This window comes from Maribacter sp. 6B07, assembly GCF_002700155.1.
Classification (GTDB): domain Bacteria; phylum Bacteroidota; class Bacteroidia; order Flavobacteriales; family Flavobacteriaceae; genus Maribacter; species Maribacter dokdonensis.
Genome location: NZ_PDUT01000001.1, coordinates 2,096,822 through 2,116,681, shown reverse-complemented (window position 1 = coordinate 2,116,681; position 19,860 = coordinate 2,096,822). Strand labels below are relative to the sequence as shown.

The following is a 19,860-nucleotide window of genomic DNA, read 5'->3' as shown; positions in this document are numbered from 1 at the left end:
TTTACCATATGCCCACATCCTTTTACAGCAACGGTAAACTATTGCTCACTGGAGAATATGCTATTCTTGACGGAGCCAAAGGTTTGGCTTTGCCTACCAAATTTGGACAGTACCTGAGCTTATCCCACTCAGAGTCAGAGAATTTTATTTGGAACAGTTTAGATGAAAATGATGCTGTTTGGTTCAGTTCAGAATTTTCCAAGAATAGGCTTGAAACCATTCACACTTCTGACCCGGAAGTAGCTCACAGGCTATCTCAAATTTTAGTAGCGGCTAAAAAACTTAACCCTTTATTTTCACCAACTACAGATGAAGTAAATGATGTAGAAACAAAAGTAACCTTCCCTAGAGATTGGGGCCTTGGCACTTCTTCTACCTTAATAGCAAATATAGCATCTTGGGCAGAAATAAACCCCTATGAATTACTGGAGGCTACCTTTGGCGGTAGTGGTTACGATATTGCTTGTGCTACACATAAAACGCCAATTACTTATCAAAGAAATGGCTTTAGTCCAAGCATACAGGAAGTCAGTTTTAAACCTAATTTTGAAGACCGACTTTTCTTTGTTTACCTGAACGAAAAGAAAAATAGTAGAGATGCCATTACCAGTTATCGCAACTTGAATTTCAATAAAACCGAACTGCTTAGCACAATCAACAATATCACCGATAAAATTTTAAGCTGTACTTCTTTGAAGGAGTTTGAACACCTACTCAACCAACACGAAAAGATTTTATCTAAAACACTTCAGGTACCCACTATTAAAAGCGCTCTTTTTGCAGACTATTCGCATACAATAAAAAGTCTAGGTGCCTGGGGCGGAGATTTTGTCCTTGCTATTGGAACAGAGGAGGATATGGTATATTTTAAAAATAAAGGCTACCATACCGTTCTGCCTTATCAAAAAATGATATTATAAAAAAAGAGCATCTAAATTAGATGCTCTTTTATATTTACCAAACTAACTTTTTAGTAAAAAGTAGCTCTTTTATCTTCTATTTCCGCACCTTCTTTAAGAGCGTTATACACTGCTGTATTTACACGAGCAGCAGCTCCTGTTTTTAGTGCATTTGCATATACACTATAATTATCAAGCTTAGGTGCTTCGGTTTTCTTTACAATTTCAATTTTAAAGATTCCGGTGTTTCCTTCTATTAAACCAGAAGTTGCACCTTCAGCCATACTATAAGCTGTTCCTACCACTACAGGCTCGCTACCTGCACCAGGAATTGTAGGAGACTTTACCGTAAGAGCAGAAGCATTTGATACACTTACACCATTATCAGATGCAATAGCACTCATGTCTTTACCTTTATTGGCTGCAATAATCTTTGCGGCTTTACGCTCTTTTCTAATTTTAGGCAACACTAGCACAGAAGCATCTTCAGCACTCATAACACCTTCTGCGTAAGAACCTGTAAGTTGAACTACTGCATAACCGTTATTAATATTGAATCTCTTAATGTCACCAACCTCAGTATCTCCATTGAAGGCCCATTGTACAATATTTCTTTGATTTGGCAATCCAGGAAGGTTTTCATCCAAAGCTTTAATTTTGTTTACCGGACGTACAACATAGTTACCCTCTTTTGCCAATGTTGAAAAAGCACTTTCATCATCTGTAGTTTCCATTTCAAATTTGGTCGCATTGGTAAACAACGTATTTATTGTTTCTTCTGAAGCTACTATATCTCTTGAAACAGTTGCAATCTGAACCACATCTTCCTTATCATCAATTTTAATTACATGAAATCCAAAATCTGTTTCGACCATACCGATCGAACCTTCTGAGTTTCCAAATGCAAAGTCATTAAAAGCAGGAACCATTACCCCTCTTTGAAAGTACCCTAAATCTCCACCATTAGGAGCAGATGGACCATCTGAATTATCTCTAGCCAAGGTTGAAAAAACAACACCAGATTTTTTTGCTTCCCTTAATAGTTCTTTTGCCTTTGCCTCAGCTTCTTCTTTTGTTCTCTTTACTTCCGGGTTTGCTCTTGTAGCACCTTCATAAGCTAAAAGAATATGACTTGCTTTCACCGAACCGTTTGGTTTTCTAGCAATCATTTTAGAAATCTTATAAGAATCACCATCTTTATACGGTCCGTAAATTTGACCTATGTTCAAACTCATTAAGGTGTCCGCAACACTAGATGGTAAATTTTTCTTAGCCTTAAAAATAGTATCGAACTTGGTGTCTGAATATCTATCTAAAAATGCCGCAACATCTTTTGTATTTCTAAAACCTCTGATAGTATCGTTACGGTCTGTTTGAGAATTATACTCGATCGTATCGTCTAAAAGTTTTGTGATTTCTTCTTTGATAGCAGCTTCATCAGCTTCAGAAGGCTTTTCCTGAAAAAATACATACTGTAAATCTCTTGCAGGGTCCTGCTTGTACTCTTCTTTATGCTTGCTAACGTAATCTGCAATTTCGCTTTTAGTTACTGTAATTGTACTATCTGGAATAGAAGTATAAGGTACTCTTACATACTTAATATCCATTTTCTCGTTAGCCAATTTATAATCTAACTCACCTTCTTTTAAGGTAGCACCAACGCCTGCCTTAACCATGTTAAAGTAAGTTTGCTCTTTTGCCAATTGTACGATCTCAGCTTCTGTTTGCAACCAGGCTTCATATTGCGCAGGGTTGTTCACTTTCCAATCTGCAACGGTCTGCTTAAACATATTTGCATCAAACTGACCATTTTGATCTTGAAATTGAGGATTTTGAGCATAACCTGTTGTTCTTAAAAAGTCAACGATCTGATCTTGCTCTATACCAATACCTAAATCTTCAAACTGCTCACCTAAGATGGTCTTTCTTATTTTATTTTCCCAAACCTGATTTACCACTTGCATATTAGATGCAGTAGGACCAATTCTGTTAGAAGCCACCTCAACCTCTTGTCTAAATTCATCAATAGAAATATCTTCTCCATTAATTTCGGCTACGGACGAACCTACTTTATCTCCTCCAAAATTGCTACTGGTAAATACCCCAGAAATAACAAATGCAAAAAGTGCCAAACCTATGATCAAGATCAACACTGTTGTACGTTTCCTAATATTTTCTAATACTGCCATTCTTATTAACGTTTAAAATAATCGTTTGTGGTTATTGGGTGGCAAAACTACCATTTTTAATTGAAATAATAAAAACTAAAAAGCCACCTAATTTATTGATTGATGCACTGTTATTCCTCTTCCAAAACTTCTATGGAAATCAAATCTATTTTTGTGTTGGAAACTTCCAACACGGTAAACTTATATTGCTCTATAGTAAGCTCTACCTCTTTTTCAGGTATTTCACCCAAAGTATGCACTAAAAGCCCACCAAGGGTCTCATATTCATCTGATACAGGAAGGCTTAATTTATAATTCTCATTGATATCATCTACTTCTAACCTTGCAGAGAACAAATAATGACGCTCATCTACCCGCTCTTCCCTTAAATCCGTAGTATCATGCTCATCTTCGATCTCACCAAAAAGTTCTTCAACAATATCTTCTACCGTTACCAAACCAGAGGTACCGCCATATTCATCTAAAACAACAGCTATACTTTTTCGTTTTTTGATGAGAACATTCAATATATCTTGAATAAGCATGGTCTCCGGCACAAACTCAACCGGCAGTAAAATACTTTTAATTGTCTTAGGTTTTTTAAAAAGCTCATAAGAGTGTACATAGCCTATAACATTATCTACGGTATCATTATATACCAGTATTTTAGAATAGCCCGTTTCCGTAAACAATTTCGCCAAGTTTTTTGGAGTTTCATGCATTTCTACCGCAACTATTTCTGTTCTAGGCACCATAACTTCCCTAGCCTTTACAGCTGCAAACTCCAATGCATTCTGAAAGATCTGTATTTCAGTATCTACTTCATCTTCCTCCTCTACCGTTTCCATTTGCTCGGTAATGTAATCTCCCAACTCTAACTTGCTAAATGCCAATTGGACCTCATCACCTGATGTACCAAATACGTACTTCAAAATAATATCGGACACCCAAATAATAAAGTCGGATATAAATGAAAAAAGTATATAAAATAAAAATGCAGGTATCGCCAATAATTTCAAAAGGTTATTGGCATAAATCTGAAATAGCACTTTAGGTAAAAATTCAGCGGTAATCAATATGATGAACGTAGAAATCAAAGTTTGGGTCAACAAACTAAAATCTGTAATCAACAACTGCAAAATTGCATTATCGGGCACTATTTCAGTGAACCAGTTCATGAGCAATTCTCCCATGAAAAGTCCATAAATTACCAATGCTATATTGTTACCAATAAGCATGGTAGCTATAAATTTTGATGGTTTTTTAGTTAACCTTGTCAGTACAGTTGCTAAAAAGCCCTCTTGTTTTTTCTCAATTTCAATATGAATTTTGTTCGCAGAAATAAAGGCAATTTCCATTCCTGAGAAAAATGCTGAAAAAATCAAGGAAAGTATAATGATAATACCGGCTGTACCCACTATTTATTTTGATTATCACGCTTACGCTGTTCAAATTTCTTTCTATAATTTCGTCTAAACAAGAACATACCTATTGAAATTACGGCAAAAAATATAAAGAAATACGCCATACTTCGATCGGTATTCCAATCCGTTATTATTCTATAGATAGAAAAGCCCGCGACTATAACGTACAAATACTCTGTATATCTTAAAATATTAATCATTTTTTTCTTCTTTATCTTCTTCTTTGATCAACATTAAACCATAGGTTTTATGTGCATTTAAAAACTTCAGGTCTTTTTGTATATCCATACCTTCACCATCCATTACAGTACCGTCATCTGGATTGGTAAACGTAAATTTTTCTTGGGTAAAAGCCCACTCATTACCACGATCATAATATAGCTGTGATGTAGCTAGCTTTTTACCGTCATCTCCTTTTATAAGCACATTACCACGTAAATCTACAATAGAAGTCTTAGAGTACAATACTCCATAATCTGCCTCTATCGTTGTTTTTTCATTTTTCTCGTTAAAAATTTCCACTAGTAGACCTTCTGGAAAAGTTTGATACGGAAATGAAAGCTGCTCAAAATCGTTTCTGATCGGTCCGGATAATACTGCCATTACTCTAGACGAACCGTCATCTTCAGATCCTAATTTTTCAGGTGTTTCAGTATAGGTAAGTACAAAATCCTCTACTACACCCCTGGGGTAAATTTTCTTTACCGCTTCTTCACCCACTCTCTTGTAATTATCTTGACAAGATAAAAAAAGCATTGCCATGGTACATACCACGGCAATGCCTCTAAAATTATAAATCTGTTTCATTTTCTCTATAAAGAAGGTACTTTCACGCTACCACCAACCCAACAGTTGAACGTAACGGTCTTACCGGCCATACCTGAACTAAAGATCATTTCTTTAGTTGGAGCTTTAGCACTGTAACTGTTTGCCGCTTGACTAGCTGAACCCCCTAATGAAGGATCCACTCTTCCTGCTTGTCTAGCCATATCTGCAGCTTTCCAGTAAATTGCTCTCTTTTCAAACGCTGAGCTACCACAATCGTTAGCACTTGTTGCGTACAAGTTAGCAATTAAAAGATATGCACGACCATTTGACGGGTTAGCATCAATAGCTTTTTGAGCGTATTTACGTGCAGTAGACTTACTACCTTTTCTTTTATTGATCACCGCAACTTTGTAAGCGATCTTAGATTTCTTATCGTTATCTGTTTCTAGAGATAATGCCTTATCAAAATCCGCAAGGGCACCAGAACTATCTCCGTTCTTCATTTTTAAAGTACCACCGTAAACATAAGCATCTGCAGAAGGATCTAGAGACAATTGTGCTTCAAATAACTTTTGGAACATTGGATCATCTGTACACTCTTTGTTGAACATAAGACCTACCGCTCTTTTTACCCAAACAACATCACCCTTTTTCTCTTCAAAACTCTTTTCATATAAAGGAATAAGGTTACTACAATCTGCCAATGGACCTAATTTAGAATCAATACTACCAGCAATCTTACCATAAACCTCAGAGTAAGAGTTATAAGACTTTAAACGAGACTTTTCTTTTGAAGTTAAAGTACCAGCTTCTTCTTTTGGTAAAAGCTTAGCTATTTTACCTGTAAGCTTTTCATTTTCAGTTTCTATTTTTTCGGTAACTGCATCATATACATCAAAAACTTCTTGTAGATCTTTTCTACCTGCTTTGTGCTCATCAACCAAACTAGAGAAATAGATATATAAAGCCTTTGGGTTTGTAAAATTAGCTTCATCTTTTGTAAATGCCTCGCTTAACATACTGTACATCTTAGCATCATCTGCCATTTTGTTATCGTACATTACCAATGCCTTATCTACCATTGTTTCACCCGGACTAGTTTTAGATGAAAAATGTTTAAGCTTATTGTCATAAAGCCCCATAAGATCGTTGGCAAACTTTTCTTTGTCTGCACCTGTAGCCTTATCTACCTTATCTTTTAGGATACGCTCACCATAAACATATATAGCATTGTTTAATTGAGGACATGTTTCATAAACCATTTTCCATGGCTCATAGGCCGCTTCATAATTTTTAACTTTTGCATGCTCGGAAAATATTGACAGGTTGGTCATACATTCAGGGTTTTGCGCCTGCGCATTGCTCACTCCCATCATCCCAAGGAACATAATTGCCGTGAAGTAAAGTTTCGATTTCATTTTTTCTCTTTTTAAAATGGTTAATGTACTAAATTTTTATTAATTGATTTTTCTTTTCTGGAACCAACGATCGTTCAATGAGAGACCTACATTAAATTTAAAATAGCTTTCTTCAATCAAATCGGCCCTAGTAGTCCCTCTTCTACCAAACTCAAAACCTAAGTTAAGATTAGAGAAACTTCTGCCCAGTGGTAAGCCTAATCCAAAAGTTATGCCAAAGTTATTTATATCAACATCGTTCACCAACATACCCGTCTTATCTAAACGTAGACCTGCACGGTAGGTAACCCTTTTTAAATAACTTGTAAATGAATCATGATCAGGGGTTAGAAAGGCACCAAAGGCAAATGAACTTGCATCTTCATACGCCACATTAGCAGAACCCAAGAAAGCATTTTCAAAAGAACTCATTTCTTGAAAACTATATTCTGCACCCACAAACCATTTATAGTCTTCACCATAACCAATACCCAAAGTAGTAGTGGTCGGTATCTTTAATTCCGTATTCTCTAAATTCTGAGCAGCCAAATTCACCTCTAGCTCTTCTATGGTTACACCACTGGCTACTGAAAAAGAACCCAATTGCCTATCATTCTTGGAAACCAAATTACCTTGGGTGTTCACACGAACCGATGTATGAAGTCTTTGCCTACCCTTAATTAAAGGCGTATAATTTAAAGCATAGTTGAAATCAAAACCATTTACTCTAGATGAACGCCTATCAAATGTACCAAACTGCACATCTTCTATTTGCTGCAACCTTTCACTTTCAAGTGTACCAAAATTGAAATTAACGGTTGCACCAATACTTAAGTCTTTTACAATTTCATACCCAATTGAATAAAAAGCGCGGGTTAAACCACCCTCACCCGTATAAACATTAGTCAACGACCCGCCTGTTTCGGTACGATCATCAACCAAATTATATCCTACCGAAGAATATGGCATTATACCAAACCCCATACCCAAACCTTTACCTACACTAAAACCAAGTGCCAAGTAATCTAAACTTGTAATAGAGCTTTCCTCTTCTGCTGTGAAACTTTTAAGCGTAAATTGTTTATTGGAGACTCCTGCGGTATAGGTCACCAATCCTTCCCTATCCATAACTTCTAGACCTAACTTACCAAAAGCCGCTGGGTTTTTTAAATTGATATGAATACTATCGGCATATACACCAATACCTCCCATCATTTGATTTTCTACCGTACTGTTATTTTTTAAGTCACCTATTCCGTAAAAAGAATAAGGAGAAACAGTACCATCTTGAGCGTACAAACCAATAGTGGTTATGTATACAATTGTAATTACAATTTTTCTGATCATTTAGTGCTTGTTGTATTCCAGCAAATAATTAAGCCCTTTCAGGAGAAATTTGGAATCCGCAAATATGGTATTTTTTAATCGTTTAGACAAAAATAGTGTGTCTCCACCGGTTAAAATAACTGTTAAATTTTTAAATCTTGCTTTGTAAAGATCAATGACACCGTCTATTTCCAGTGTAATTCCATTTACCGCCCCACTGTGTAGACAGTTTTCTGTGGTGTTGCCAATGTAGTCTAACAGCTCCTTTTTTTCGAGTAACGGCAATTTAGATGTTTGGTAATGCATAGCATTGTACCGCATTTGCAAGCCTGGGGAAATTGCGCCGCCTAGGTACTCATCAAAATCATTGATCATATCAAACGTAACACAGGTTCCGGCATCAATAACCAAATTATTTTGATGTGGATTATAATAATAGGCAGCCGTAGCCAAGGCCAAACGATCTACACCCAAAGTTTGTGGAGAGGCATATGAGTTCTTAAACGGCACTTTTGACGCATGACTAAGCTCATGAAGTTCACTAAAAATAGCCAAAACCTTAATCTGGTCCTTTGAAATTGACCCTACACTAGAAATTATTGAAAATTCTATTTTAGGAAATTCCTTGAAAATTCTTTTTACCGCCTCAACAAACAAATCTACAACAACAGTCTCTAAATGAATTATTTCCGACTTTTTAAAGATCGCTAATTTGACATTTGTATTACCCGCATCAACAATTAAATTCATGTTGCAAAGATTAAAAATTAAAAAAACATTTTTCTTTTTTTACGATTTAGTTTGGAAATCATAAAATTGAAATTATATTTGCACCCGCTTACAGCAAGCATGGTGCCTTAGCTCAGTTGGTAGAGCAATGGACTGAAAATCCATGTGTCCCTGGTTCGATTCCTGGAGGCACCACAATAAATCCTTACTTAACGGTAAGGATTTTTTTGTTTACATCCCTTTCTTTTCTACACCAAAAATATACAAGGATAGCCAACCTACATACCATTACAGCTGTATTTTTCACTTTATAAGTTGTAAGTAGACAAATTGTAGAGCTTCCAGTGAAAATTTGCAAATCAAATTAGTTGCGGTACTGTTAACATCGACTAAAGACTACTTTAGCCGATATTAACACAATATAGTGAAGCAAATTCCTACCAATAGATAGAAAGTAAATAAAGATTAAATTTCAGCGTAAATTCAATAGGCGCAATTCACACACTGATTTTACAACATGTTAATCCCAAACCCGTTCTACCTTATGTTCTGTAAAATCTTCAATTTTTAATTCATTTTCTGAATTGTTCACAATGGTCAAAGCCCTAAAAAACTCATTGGGGAAAATTTGATTGGTCATCACATACTGACCCTCATTGATGAATAGCTCTAACGAAGAATGGTCTAAAAGCATCATTATTTCTATAGGTCCGTCCGGTATATTCGGAATCTTCATTTGTTGAACACCAGGAGCAAATTTTTCACTAAAGTCTACCTTACCCGATTTTCTTCGGTCAAAAGTGACAACTTTCTTGTCCCTATCAACATCTATACTCACGCTATCGCCATTTTTATTTCTAAAGTACATTTGCGCATTGGGCACGGAAAGCGTAAACTGTATTTTACTCTGGTTTCCATATTTAAGAGGCATAATTCTTTTTCTCGTAGGCAAGATTTCCAAAACACTTTCCGGATAAGCCATTGCTACGTGGCTCTCAAAACTTTTTAACGGATAGTTGTACAACAACACGTCATCATTTACTTTCCGCAAGGTCAATTCTCTAGGCACTGTCATTGCACTTCGCCATTTATCGGTAGGTGTATCTCTTGCATAGTCCCAATTGCTCATCCATCCAATGAAAACACGTTCATCATTTGGTGCATCGTTATAGGTTACTCCTGCATAATTATCCCTACCTAAATCTATCCACTTATGCTCCACTTGGTCCGAGGTAAATGTTTCTCCATCAAAATCTCCTATAAAATATTGCGTACCACTACCCCCATTTGGTGCACCCGGATTTATACTGATCAACAATACCCATTTTATCTCATTTGTACCTTCAATCTTCAACGGAAATAAATCTGGACATTCCCAAACACCTCCATGAGCACCTTGCTCTTTACCAAACTCACTAACTTTTTCCCACTCTTTTAAATTAGGAGAGTTCCATATTTGCAAATGATCACCTGCTACCAGTAGCATTGTCCAAGTTTCTGCCTTATCGTTCCAAAACACTTTAGGATCCCTAAAATCTTTAATACCGGTATTACCGATTACGGGGTTGCCTTCATACTTGGTCCAACTATCACCATTATCTAAGCTATAGGCAATGCCCTGAGTTTGAAAATCTTTATTACCTGCTTGCTCGCCCGCCATGTCATGATAGGTAAAAATAGCCACCATTGCCGTCTGATCTTCCGTTCCAAAACCAGAAGTGTTATTATGGTCCATAACGGCACTACCAGAAAATATCAATCCATGTTCATCTGGAAAAAGTGCAACTGGTTTATGCTTCCATTTCATCATATCTTTACTTACCGCATGACCCCAATGCATAGGTCCCCAAACGGTACTATCCGGGTAATATTGATAGAACAAATGATATTCCCCATCAGTATAAACAAGTCCGTTTGGATCGTTCATCCATTTTTCTTCTGGTGTAAAATGATATTGAGATCTATAGGGTTCTACATAATATCCCGTAGGCTCCAATTCTTCATTAACAATATCCTTTTTCACCTCTTGCTTACAACTTGCCATTGAAATAACAGATAATAGTATAAACAACTGTAAGCCTTTACTTTGCATAGTTTTAACCATAAATTCACTCTTATATTGGTACTTCTTAAAACCTTATTATAGTACCTTTGTAAGGATGAAAATACTAATTTTTAAATTAATATTCAGTTTTGTAGTTCTCTTACCTTTGTCCAATAAAAGCTTAGCACAAGACAAAATTACAAAGGCTTTGAACTCTTGGAACCAAGGCACTATACCCTTTGTATATTTTGATAATCTACCGATTACCGATTCTATTGCATACCTAGATACAAGGGAAAAAGAGGAATTTGAGGTAAGTCACCTAAAAAATGCCATTTGGGTAGGATACAAAACATTTGACGAGCAAAAAGTTCTAGAATCTTTACCTGACAAAACACAACCTATTATAGTATACTGTTCTATTGGTGTACGCTCAGAAGATATTGGAGAGAAATTAAAAGAATTAGGGTATACAAAAATTCTAAATCTTTATGGGGGAATTTTTGATTGGAAAAATAAAGGCGGACAAGTTTTTAACAGCAAAGAAATACCTACCGATAGTGTTCATGCTTTTAGCAAGCATTGGGGCAAACTTTTACAAGAAGGAATTAAGGTGTACTAGTTAGGAGTTAGGAGTTAGGAGTTAGGAGTTAGGAGTTAGGAGTTAGGAAAATTTAAAGAATCAGATTGGGAATATTACAAAACAATAAAACGGAAAAAGACGAGAAAATTATAGATTTCACTCTCGCAAACTCAAACAACCTTTTGCTTATTTTCACCAGAAACCCAGAACTTGGTAAAGGCAAAAGGCGTTTAGCTGCAACTGTAGGTGACCAAGCCGCATTTGATATTTACAAATTCTTATTAGCGCACACGGTAGCCATTACCAAAAATCTTTATGCCGAAAAACAGGTGTATTACTCTGAAGAAATTTGGAATAACGATGTTTGGGACAATTCTAAGTTTGATAAAAAAATACAAATAGGCGATGACCTTGGCATTCGTATGGCAAATGCCTTTCAAGAAGGTTTTCATAACGAATATCAAAAAATCATTATCATTGGCAGTGATATGCTAGACCTTTCTCAAGATGATTTAGAAGATGCATTTAAGGCTTTAGAGAAAAACGATTTTGTAATAGGTCCTGCAGAAGATGGAGGATATTATTTATTGGGCATGAAAAAATTTATGCCCGAACTTTTTAAAAATAAATCATGGGGAACGGAAACCGTTTTAAAGGACACCTTAGCAGACCTGAAAAATGAAACAACCGCCCTTTTAGAAACAAAAAACGACGTTGATTATTATGAGGATATAAAGGATATTGAAGCCTTTGCCCCTTTTTTAAAACATATGACAAAATGATGAAAGAAGAACTTTTAGAGTCTGTAGCTTACCTTAAGAACAAAGGTTTTGACAACCCAGAAATTGGTATTGTACTGGGCACAGGATTGGGAAAATTAGTAGATAGTATTGAAGATCCCATAGATGCCCATTATAACCACATTCCATTTTTCCCATTGGCCACCGTTGAATTTCATACCGGAAAATTAGTCTATGGTACCATATCCGGAAAAAAAGTTGTGGTCATGCAAGGTCGTTTTCACCTTTATGAGGGGTATGACTTTCTAGACATTACCTACCCTATTCGCGTAATGCATATGTTAGGTATTTCAAAACTGTTTATCTCTAACGCCGCTGGTGCGGTAAACCTAGATTTTAAGAAAGGAGATATGATGTTGATAGAAGATCATATTAACCTTCAAGGAGGCTCTCCATTAGCATTCAAAGGTGTAAGCGAATTTGGCGAACGTTTTGCAGATATGTCCGAACCTTACGATGTAGATATGCGCAACAAACTTACCGCCATTGCAAAAGAGCATGACATTTCATTGAAAAGCGGTGTATATGCATCTGTTGTAGGACCTCAATTGGAAACCAGGGCAGAATACAGAATGATCAAATTAATAGGTGCAGATGCAGTAGGTATGAGTACCGTACCAGAGGTCATAGTTGCCAATCACTTATCATTACCCATAGTAGCCGTTTCTGTTTTGACCGATGAGTGCGACCCAGATAACCTAAAACCTGTTGATATAAGTGAAATTATCTCCATTGCCGAAAAAACAGAACCAAAAATGGTGAAATTATTCAAGGAATTGATCAAGCAACTGTAAGGTACTCCAGTATTTGACTACCATAAGTTAGCAAGTATTGATTTATGAGTACCCCACAGCCAACCATTAGTATTATTATACCGGTATTAAATGAAGAAAAGTACATTAAAGATGTGCTTTTCTCCATTTCTGCCAATGCACGAACCAAGTGCATTAAAGAAATATTAGTCATTGATGGCGGTAGCACGGACCAAACAATTACCAATGCTGAAGCATACGGAGCCACAGTATTAAAAAGCAAAAAAGGGCGTGCTGCACAAATGAACTTTGGTGCTACAAATGCCAACGGTGAAATTCTCTATTTTTTACATGTTGATACTTTACCCCCAGAGGGTTTTGACAAAGAGATCATTCAAGAATTCAAAAAAGGATTTGAAGTAGGATGCTTTCAAATGCGCTTTAACAGCAACAGTAGATTTTTAAAATTCTTTTCTTGGTGCACCCGTATAAACCACCACATTTGTAGAGGTGGTGATCAATCACTTTTCATTACCCGTAAACTTTTTCACCATCTAAATGGTTTTAATGAAAGCTATATTGTATATGAAGACAATGAATTTATTCAGAGAGCCTATAAACTAAAACCATTTAAGATAATTTCTTCTGCTGTAACCACTTCTGCCAGAAGGTACGAAGAACGTGGCATGATTAGGCTACAGTATCATTTTGGCATGATCCACTTAAAACATCGTTTAGGCGCAAATCCAAAAGACCTATACCAATATTACCTAAAACATATAGCCGCTTAAATTATTGGCGCCTTTTTATTTCTTCACATTTTAAAAAAATTTACGACACCTATTAGTTACTATAAGTAGGTCTAAGTTTTAAAATTACCCAATAACGGGTATTGTTCTCCAGTATCTACCATTTTACATTTATAAATGTTAATTTAAAACTATACCAAAATGAAAACCAACGTATTAAAGCACTTTTTCTTTACTGTATTAACTCTTTTTATTATCAGTTGTGATAAAGACGAAACCGAGGTAACCGAAAATGAACAACAAGAACAAGAACAGATTGAGGAACCAGAAGAGGAAGTTACAGACTCTACAGTTGTTTTAGCCGAAGAAAGGGAAACTGTCATAAACTCCCTTACAAATGGAAATCAACAAACATGGAAAATTACTGAAGCTATTTTGACCAATAATTCAGGGACTTTTAATATTTCAAATAATTTTAATGTTATTGACGACGAGCTTATTTTCATCAATGAAGTATTTGCAGGTTCTAAAACAGACTTTAACGGTACGTTAGAATGGAGACCAGGAAATTTCATTGAAACCGAGGCTACAACAATAGAGGAAACCTTGGTAGATTATTATGAATCTCCTTTTAAAACATCCTTTGATTTTGTTAGTGAAAGTAGCGCTAACTTGGAAAGCCCCGGTTTTACATTTACCTATGTAGACGAAAATACAATTACAGGAACCGTTTTAGGCGAAGGTTCATCAACTATTGATATTATACTTAGCCCAAAATCAGTGGAGGACTATGTACAAGTACCTACTGAAACATTATCTTTTTCACCTGCTTTCACCTATCCATCAAATGCAGTTAGCGGGATGTCCCCAGGAATGACAGGGTCAAATAGCAGCAATAGTATCTATATTGTAACCAGGGAAGATGGCATGAGAGGTTCAGAATCCATGAATCCAGAACGCGTCTCAAGATTCGATCTTGAAAACGGCAACCTCACTGATCAATTATTTTTTCAAGGAGATTTTGTTTCAAAACAACTTCATATTATAGACAATAAACTAAAAGTAGTTGGCGGGCAATATATAAATACATATGATATAGGCTTACAGACAAATCCTACCAGTGCTTCTTATGAAGGTCAGATTGCATTATCTAGACATGGGTCTGCCGTAATAAACGACGAAATTTTTATCGTAGGCGGATCTCTTGGCGACACACAAAATGTTGGTAATGAAATTTATAAATGGGATGATCTTAATTCATCACTTTCTCTTGAAACTACCATGCCAGAAATTAGAAGTGGCGCCCGCGCAGAAACCGTCCAAAACAAACTATATGTTTTTGGCGGCACAGAAGAGTTCGTTGGTCAAAATGCAAAAAATACTATTTATATCTATGATTTTGAAACAGGGGATTTGAGCACTGAAACCATGCCATCATCTGTCCATTTTACCTTCACCGGTAAACATGAAAACTTAATAATTGTGGGAGGACAAATTAAAACATTTACAGATGATGCCGATGCAGATGGTAACCCTGACGGATTTTTAACTCAGGTTGATAATGATCCTTATTTAGGGGTGTACAATACATTAAACAATGAATTCACTGAATTGAGCACTAACCTAACAAGTTCTGAAAATGAAACCATTCATTCTATGACCGTAATCAATGGAAAAATATATATTCTATACGGTCAACAAGAAGAAGTGGCAGAAGGAGAATTTCAAAATTGGGATGTTTTAGTAGCAGATTTAAACTAGATATCTACTGATTTAATTGCAATCTTATATATTAACCTTTACGGACATAACAACCGTAAAGGTTTTTTTATAGCAGAACAATTTAGACAGTTAGTAGTAGTTCTATTCCCCTTCATAGTCCAGCAACACCCCTTCACTGATCCATTTTGCCAATGCCTGCCTATTATCTGGATCTACGATCCTTACTTGATCTTTGGCATTTCTAATATTTCCAATTTCGATAAAGGTCATAGCAGGGTGAGTCTTTTTCACCAAATAAAGAGAGGTTCTATCCTCAAAAGTACCAGAGTAGCTTCGGTTTGGTTGGTATTTCTTATACTTGGCCTCAAAGGTCTTATGAATACTTTGCGCCAACCTTTTACCATTTTTACTATGCTCATGGTGATAAAAAAACACATCTATGTTCTGCCCCTCACTTCTACTATCTACATGTGTAACTATCAATCTTTGATAGTTGCCTTTATTAGATTTATATAAATCATTTACAATTTCTACACGCTGCTTTAATCTCGCAACTTGATTTAAAGGTATTGTTTTGTCTAAATAAGCCACCTCATCATGGTCGATCTCTAATATAAAATCATCTCTAATACCGTCATTGGGATCTTGTATAATAATATAGACTTTTGCACCATGGGAAAGCAATTCTTTTGCCAAACGCAAGGTTATGTCATATGCATATTCATCTTCTGCAATGGCCTTACCGGCATATATGCCCATTGCCCCGGGATCAGGACCGCCATGACCGCTCACCAAATAATATATGGCACCTTTTAATCGCTCACTTTTCTCAATGACATTTTTATGCTTCTCACCAAATATATCGTAAGAAACACTTTCCAATTCCTTAATTTCCTTAGACTGTATCTGCAAGGAATCTACAATTGCCACAGTATCTAATTTTACAGCTGGCATAATGTATGTTCTACCCGCAATAAGATGTACACTATCGCGTAAATTATCATTGTTCAACAACACAAATTCATCAAACACTTCATAAGGGTCAACACCTTGCTTTCTTAACAGTGACAATATACCGTCACCAGGTTCTGCAACAATAGTTTTTAATGAATCTTGCCCAAAGCAAAAAACACTTAAAAACATACATACTACTATGGTAAAATTATTGTAATTCATCTTGGTACCAAACGCAAGGTCTATGCCATAATTTGCGGAAGACCTCTCATAAAGACACAAAGATTGCTAAAAATATTGACCAATACCAAAGACAATACCATTGTCTCCGTCTTTTGTGATTCCGTAGCCGTAATCTATTCTAAATATTGCATTGAAAATGCGCTTGTGCATAAACCTGAGCCCTAAACCTGGGTAAATTCTAAGGTTTTCACTTTTCCATAAGTCATCAAACCCACCAGCCGGGTTTCTCCATGTACCACCATCAATAAAGAAATTTCCTTGTAGCACAAATTTATTTTTTTCGATGATGGTTTGTCTGTATTCCGTATTCAGCACAATCATAGCGGTACCCCTATCTATAGTGTTGCCTACACCTCTTATATTTAAGTTATTATCTACGGTAAAAGGAGCGAACGGACTGTCCACGTTACTTGCCAAACCTAAACGCAATCTATTGGCCCAATTTCCCCGATCTCCAATTCTTTTAAAAAAGGTGAAATCGTTAAAACCAATTAAAAATTCAGGTAAATTATCATCGGTACTACCTACGTACTGAAAATTTAGTTGACTTCTAAATCCGTCTAAATAATGATAGTAATAGTCCAACCCGTTATAATCATAAATAAATTTGAACAAATGCTTATCAACATTTAAGTTCAATGGAACATCTGCACTGGTAGCACCGTCAACATACGCATAATCCTCAGTAAAAAAACTGAAACCAAATTCCATTCTGTTGAATAAATTGAACTCATACAACGCCAACAGCTCAAATCCTGTATTGCTATACCTATAATCTGCGGTATCGTTTTCAAAAAACACCGGCTCAAGTGTTGTAAAATTATTATAGTTCAATGCTAGACCCAACTTACTGGTAACCAAGTAAGGTGCCCTTACACTTACCCCAAAAGAACTATAATTATCATACTGATAAAACGCTCCTAAAGTAATATTTTGCCCAAAGGAATTAAATTCTTGCAGCCCTACCCTAAATGCGAAATTATCATTGGAAGAACTAAACAGATTGGCAAATGGTATTAAAGTAAAATTTTCCTCTACAACATATTGCACAGTACACTGGTCACTAGGTAATAAATTCACCTTATAATATGCGTGAGATATTGAGGGCAGCTTTTTTAAACGGAGAATATCTTGATCCATTACTACAGAATCCAACTCCATACCTTTCTTTAAGGTAACCAGCTTTTCAATAAAAGAAATCTTAGTCCGCTTTGTTCCTGAAATCTGCAGTTGACTTACCACATTGGTTTGCCCATACGCAGATGAGCATACTAAAAACAATACTACAACAACCAACAGCATACCTTTACATTTTGAGGTATTTAAGTCATTAACCATAAGGACATTTCATCTTGACTCTCAATATAGAACAAATTAAGTACGGAATCAATTTTAGTTAAAAACAACATGATTTAAACCAAAAAAGAGTCTAATTGCCCTACAACAATAGACTCTTTTAAGAAACACTCAAATAAAAATTAAAAAATACCTCTTAACCCTAGATTAAATGTTTGTCCTAAACCGGTATTACTACCGCGTACAAAATTAGTATACAGCAATTCTAGGTTCAAGGCACTTGTTAACTGATACTTTGCACCACCACCAATGGCAGTGAAATCTTGTGCAAAATTGTTACCTAAATCCAATCGTTGAGAATGTTGCGCCAAAGCTAAAACTGTGAATTTACTCGAAGGAAAATAGCTCAAGAACAAACCTGGGGTTAGGTTTAAACTATTATTGGCAAAGCTCTCTTCTTTATCACCAAAACTCAACTCTGAGTTTATTTCACTAAAAAGTTGCCATTTGTCTCCCGGAAAAGTATAGTCATAGAAAAATCTATTCTGCCATATGTAACCTTTTTGATCTAGGAAAACCCCGTTTTCAGTTTCATTATCCACTAACGGAATAAAGAAAGAACTCTGTATGGAAAAATTACTTACCGATGCTATTGGCACAAACTTTACAGATGGTGCAATAGAGGTAAGTCCAGATCTAGCCGTGTTATTTTCGCCATCAAATTTAAAAACATCGGTAGCACTTCTATCACCGATCACGTTAGATCTAAATTCTAAAATAGCTCCTATATTCCATCGTTTATTGGTTCCTACACCTGTATATCCTTCTAAAGTAGAGGTAAAAAAGGTTTGTCTAGGTTCAGTACCGTCTGTAAAAGTACTTTTGGTCTGTGTGTATAAATTGTTGAACCATTTTACATCATACTGACCCTTACCTACCAATTTTGAAGGTGTATACTGTTGAATATTACTTTTCTGCTGCAAACTATCTTGGGCAAAGCCCGATATTATTGAGCAAAAGAAAACTATTGAAAATATCGTTTTTGTTGAAACTCTCATCTTTGGTTTTTTTTTTAATTCTAAATTGATTATTTGGTTTCGTTCAAAGACCAGTCATAAGGATAGTAAGATACCTTTGCCCTTTCTGGTAATTGTTCTTTTCTGTAGGTATTAATAAAATCTACGGTGCTTCCTTTTTGTTCAAAATCTCCCTTATACCACTCGAATAATTGTGAAATTTGTACCTTATTCTTATTCACTTTTATAAAATTGGGGTTGTTCAATGCCAAAACCGTTTGTTTTTGTAATTGACTGTTCAATGTAGCCGGTTTATATGCCGTATTTATAATAGGAGGGCAACCCAAACCTGCACATACCAATACAAAATGAAATCTTGCTTCAGAAGGAAATTCCGCTCTCAGCAAATTATTCTCTATACCGTTCAGGGTTATGGATTTACCGCCAACCTCATGTTTAGTTTTATCAAAAAATCCAGGAACATCCAATGGTGATTTTAATGGGTAATTGTTTACAATACCGTCTATGACCAATAAATTATAAGCATTGATCCAAAAGGCTTGGTATTGTATAGCATCAGATTTAGAAACCGAAATACTCTTTGCTATTTCCAAAACGGCATTTAAACTTTTTGGGTCATTTTTAATTGCGGCATACTTCACTTTGCCGTTCACTACATTGGCTTTAAAAAAGCTATCGCTTTTGCTAAAAAAAGTAGTTAAATCTTGTGCCGTTATATTGTTTACAGCAAAAAGGATAAACAAAAAAGGTATAATAGTTTTTTTCATGGTAATCTTAATTTAGAATTGCTTTTGAGATTGTTTAAGTCGGTCATTTTTTAAAAACCATACAAACAAAAAAATATTTTTCAACGATTTTTTCAATACTTACGTCTCAATTAATCACTGATTTTCTGGATGTTACAAAGACGTTTTAATTTCATTAAAACGCAAACTACGATTAAAAGTATCACAGAGTTATAACAAGTTT

Annotated in this window: 18 protein-coding genes and 1 tRNA gene; 7 read left to right on the top strand and 12 right to left on the bottom strand. The window is 35.7% G+C overall.

The window, feature by feature from the left end; all coding sequences use genetic code 11:
- The first annotated feature begins 8 nt into the window (after positions 1-8).
- The gene (locus CSC80_RS08905) at positions 9-920 is read left to right on the top strand and encodes a GYDIA family GHMP kinase (protein ID WP_099191126.1); all 912 of its coding nucleotides are present in this window, start codon (positions 9-11) and stop codon (positions 918-920) included.
- A gap of 50 nt (positions 921-970) precedes the next feature.
- Here CSC80_RS08905 and CSC80_RS08900 read toward each other — a convergent pair whose 3' ends face one another.
- The 7 genes from CSC80_RS08900 to CSC80_RS08870 form a co-directional block, all read right to left on the bottom strand.
- Complete coding sequence (locus CSC80_RS08900) at positions 971-3,088, bottom strand: peptidylprolyl isomerase (protein ID WP_099191124.1); 2,118 nt, start codon at positions 3,086-3,088, stop codon at positions 971-973.
- 110 nt (positions 3,089-3,198) lie between these two features.
- Positions 3,199-4,485, bottom strand: a complete 1,287-nt coding sequence (locus CSC80_RS08895; protein ID WP_074670064.1) for a hemolysin family protein — start codon at positions 4,483-4,485, stop codon at positions 3,199-3,201.
- Positions 4,485-4,691, bottom strand: coding sequence for a hypothetical protein (locus tag CSC80_RS08890; RefSeq protein ID WP_058105041.1), 207 nt, complete (start codon positions 4,689-4,691; stop codon positions 4,485-4,487). Before CSC80_RS08890 ends, CSC80_RS08895 begins: the two co-directional genes overlap by 1 nt.
- Positions 4,684-5,298 carry an LPS export ABC transporter periplasmic protein LptC gene (lptC, locus tag CSC80_RS08885; RefSeq protein WP_058105040.1) on the bottom strand — a complete coding sequence of 205 codons (615 nt, stop codon included), beginning with the start codon at positions 5,296-5,298 and terminating at the stop codon, positions 4,684-4,686. Before lptC ends, CSC80_RS08890 begins: the two co-directional genes overlap by 8 nt.
- 5 nt (positions 5,299-5,303) lie before the next feature.
- Positions 5,304-6,677 carry a hypothetical protein gene (locus CSC80_RS08880; RefSeq protein ID WP_074670066.1) on the bottom strand — a complete coding sequence of 458 codons (1,374 nt, stop codon included), beginning with the start codon at positions 6,675-6,677 and terminating at the stop codon, positions 5,304-5,306.
- A gap of 39 nt (positions 6,678-6,716) precedes the next feature.
- Complete coding sequence (locus tag CSC80_RS08875) at positions 6,717-8,003, bottom strand: hypothetical protein (protein WP_074670069.1); 1,287 nt, start codon at positions 8,001-8,003, stop codon at positions 6,717-6,719.
- On the bottom strand, positions 8,004-8,732 hold the full coding sequence (locus CSC80_RS08870; protein ID WP_058105037.1) for a type III pantothenate kinase: 729 nt from the start codon (positions 8,730-8,732) through the stop codon (positions 8,004-8,006).
- A gap of 101 nt (positions 8,733-8,833) precedes the next feature.
- Between CSC80_RS08870 and CSC80_RS08865 the strand changes: the two genes are divergently transcribed.
- Positions 8,834-8,906: transfer RNA gene (locus CSC80_RS08865), tRNA-Phe, on the top strand.
- A 325-nt stretch (positions 8,907-9,231) separates the two neighbouring features.
- Here the strand turns inward: CSC80_RS08865 and CSC80_RS08860 are convergent.
- Positions 9,232-10,803 carry a glycoside hydrolase family 32 protein gene (locus tag CSC80_RS08860; protein WP_236973350.1) on the bottom strand — a complete coding sequence of 524 codons (1,572 nt, stop codon included), beginning with the start codon at positions 10,801-10,803 and terminating at the stop codon, positions 9,232-9,234.
- Positions 10,804-10,870: 67 nt separating this feature from the next.
- On the opposite strand from CSC80_RS08860, the gene CSC80_RS08855 reads away from it, so the two are divergent.
- From CSC80_RS08855 to CSC80_RS08835, 5 genes are all read left to right on the top strand, one after another.
- Complete coding sequence (locus CSC80_RS08855; RefSeq protein ID WP_099191122.1) at positions 10,871-11,377, top strand: rhodanese-like domain-containing protein; 507 nt, start codon at positions 10,871-10,873, stop codon at positions 11,375-11,377.
- Between the two features lie 71 nt (positions 11,378-11,448).
- The gene (locus tag CSC80_RS08850; protein ID WP_236973364.1) at positions 11,449-12,120 is read left to right on the top strand and encodes a TIGR04282 family arsenosugar biosynthesis glycosyltransferase; all 672 of its coding nucleotides are present in this window, start codon (positions 11,449-11,451) and stop codon (positions 12,118-12,120) included.
- A complete protein-coding gene (locus CSC80_RS08845; protein WP_099191120.1) occupies positions 12,117-12,932 on the top strand; it encodes a purine-nucleoside phosphorylase in 816 nt (271 codons plus the stop codon). Before CSC80_RS08850 ends, CSC80_RS08845 begins: the two co-directional genes overlap by 4 nt.
- 44 nt (positions 12,933-12,976) lie before the next feature.
- Entirely contained in the window at positions 12,977-13,681 is a 705-nt protein-coding gene (locus tag CSC80_RS08840; RefSeq protein ID WP_099191118.1) for a TIGR04283 family arsenosugar biosynthesis glycosyltransferase, read from the top strand.
- Between the two features lie 159 nt (positions 13,682-13,840).
- On the top strand, positions 13,841-15,400 hold the full coding sequence (locus CSC80_RS08835) for a hypothetical protein (RefSeq protein ID WP_099191116.1): 1,560 nt from the start codon (positions 13,841-13,843) through the stop codon (positions 15,398-15,400).
- Between the two features lie 102 nt (positions 15,401-15,502).
- On the opposite strand, the gene CSC80_RS08830 is transcribed toward CSC80_RS08835, so the two are convergent.
- The 4 genes from CSC80_RS08830 to CSC80_RS08815 all read right to left on the bottom strand — a co-directional run bounded on the left by CSC80_RS08830 (position 15,503) and on the right by CSC80_RS08815 (position 19,658).
- On the bottom strand, positions 15,503-16,504 hold the full coding sequence (locus tag CSC80_RS08830) for an N-acetylmuramoyl-L-alanine amidase (protein WP_236973349.1): 1,002 nt from the start codon (positions 16,502-16,504) through the stop codon (positions 15,503-15,505).
- A 99-nt stretch (positions 16,505-16,603) separates the two neighbouring features.
- Positions 16,604-17,896 (bottom strand): outer membrane protein assembly factor, encoded by a 1,293-nt coding sequence (locus CSC80_RS08825; protein ID WP_236973348.1) that lies wholly within the window; start codon positions 17,894-17,896, stop codon positions 16,604-16,606.
- Between the two features lie 140 nt (positions 17,897-18,036).
- Positions 18,037-18,912 carry a hypothetical protein gene (locus tag CSC80_RS08820; RefSeq protein ID WP_058105033.1) on the bottom strand — a complete coding sequence of 292 codons (876 nt, stop codon included), beginning with the start codon at positions 18,910-18,912 and terminating at the stop codon, positions 18,037-18,039.
- A gap of 29 nt (positions 18,913-18,941) precedes the next feature.
- Complete coding sequence (locus CSC80_RS08815; protein WP_099191112.1) at positions 18,942-19,658, bottom strand: DUF547 domain-containing protein; 717 nt, start codon at positions 19,656-19,658, stop codon at positions 18,942-18,944.
- Positions 19,659-19,860 lie beyond the last annotated feature (202 nt).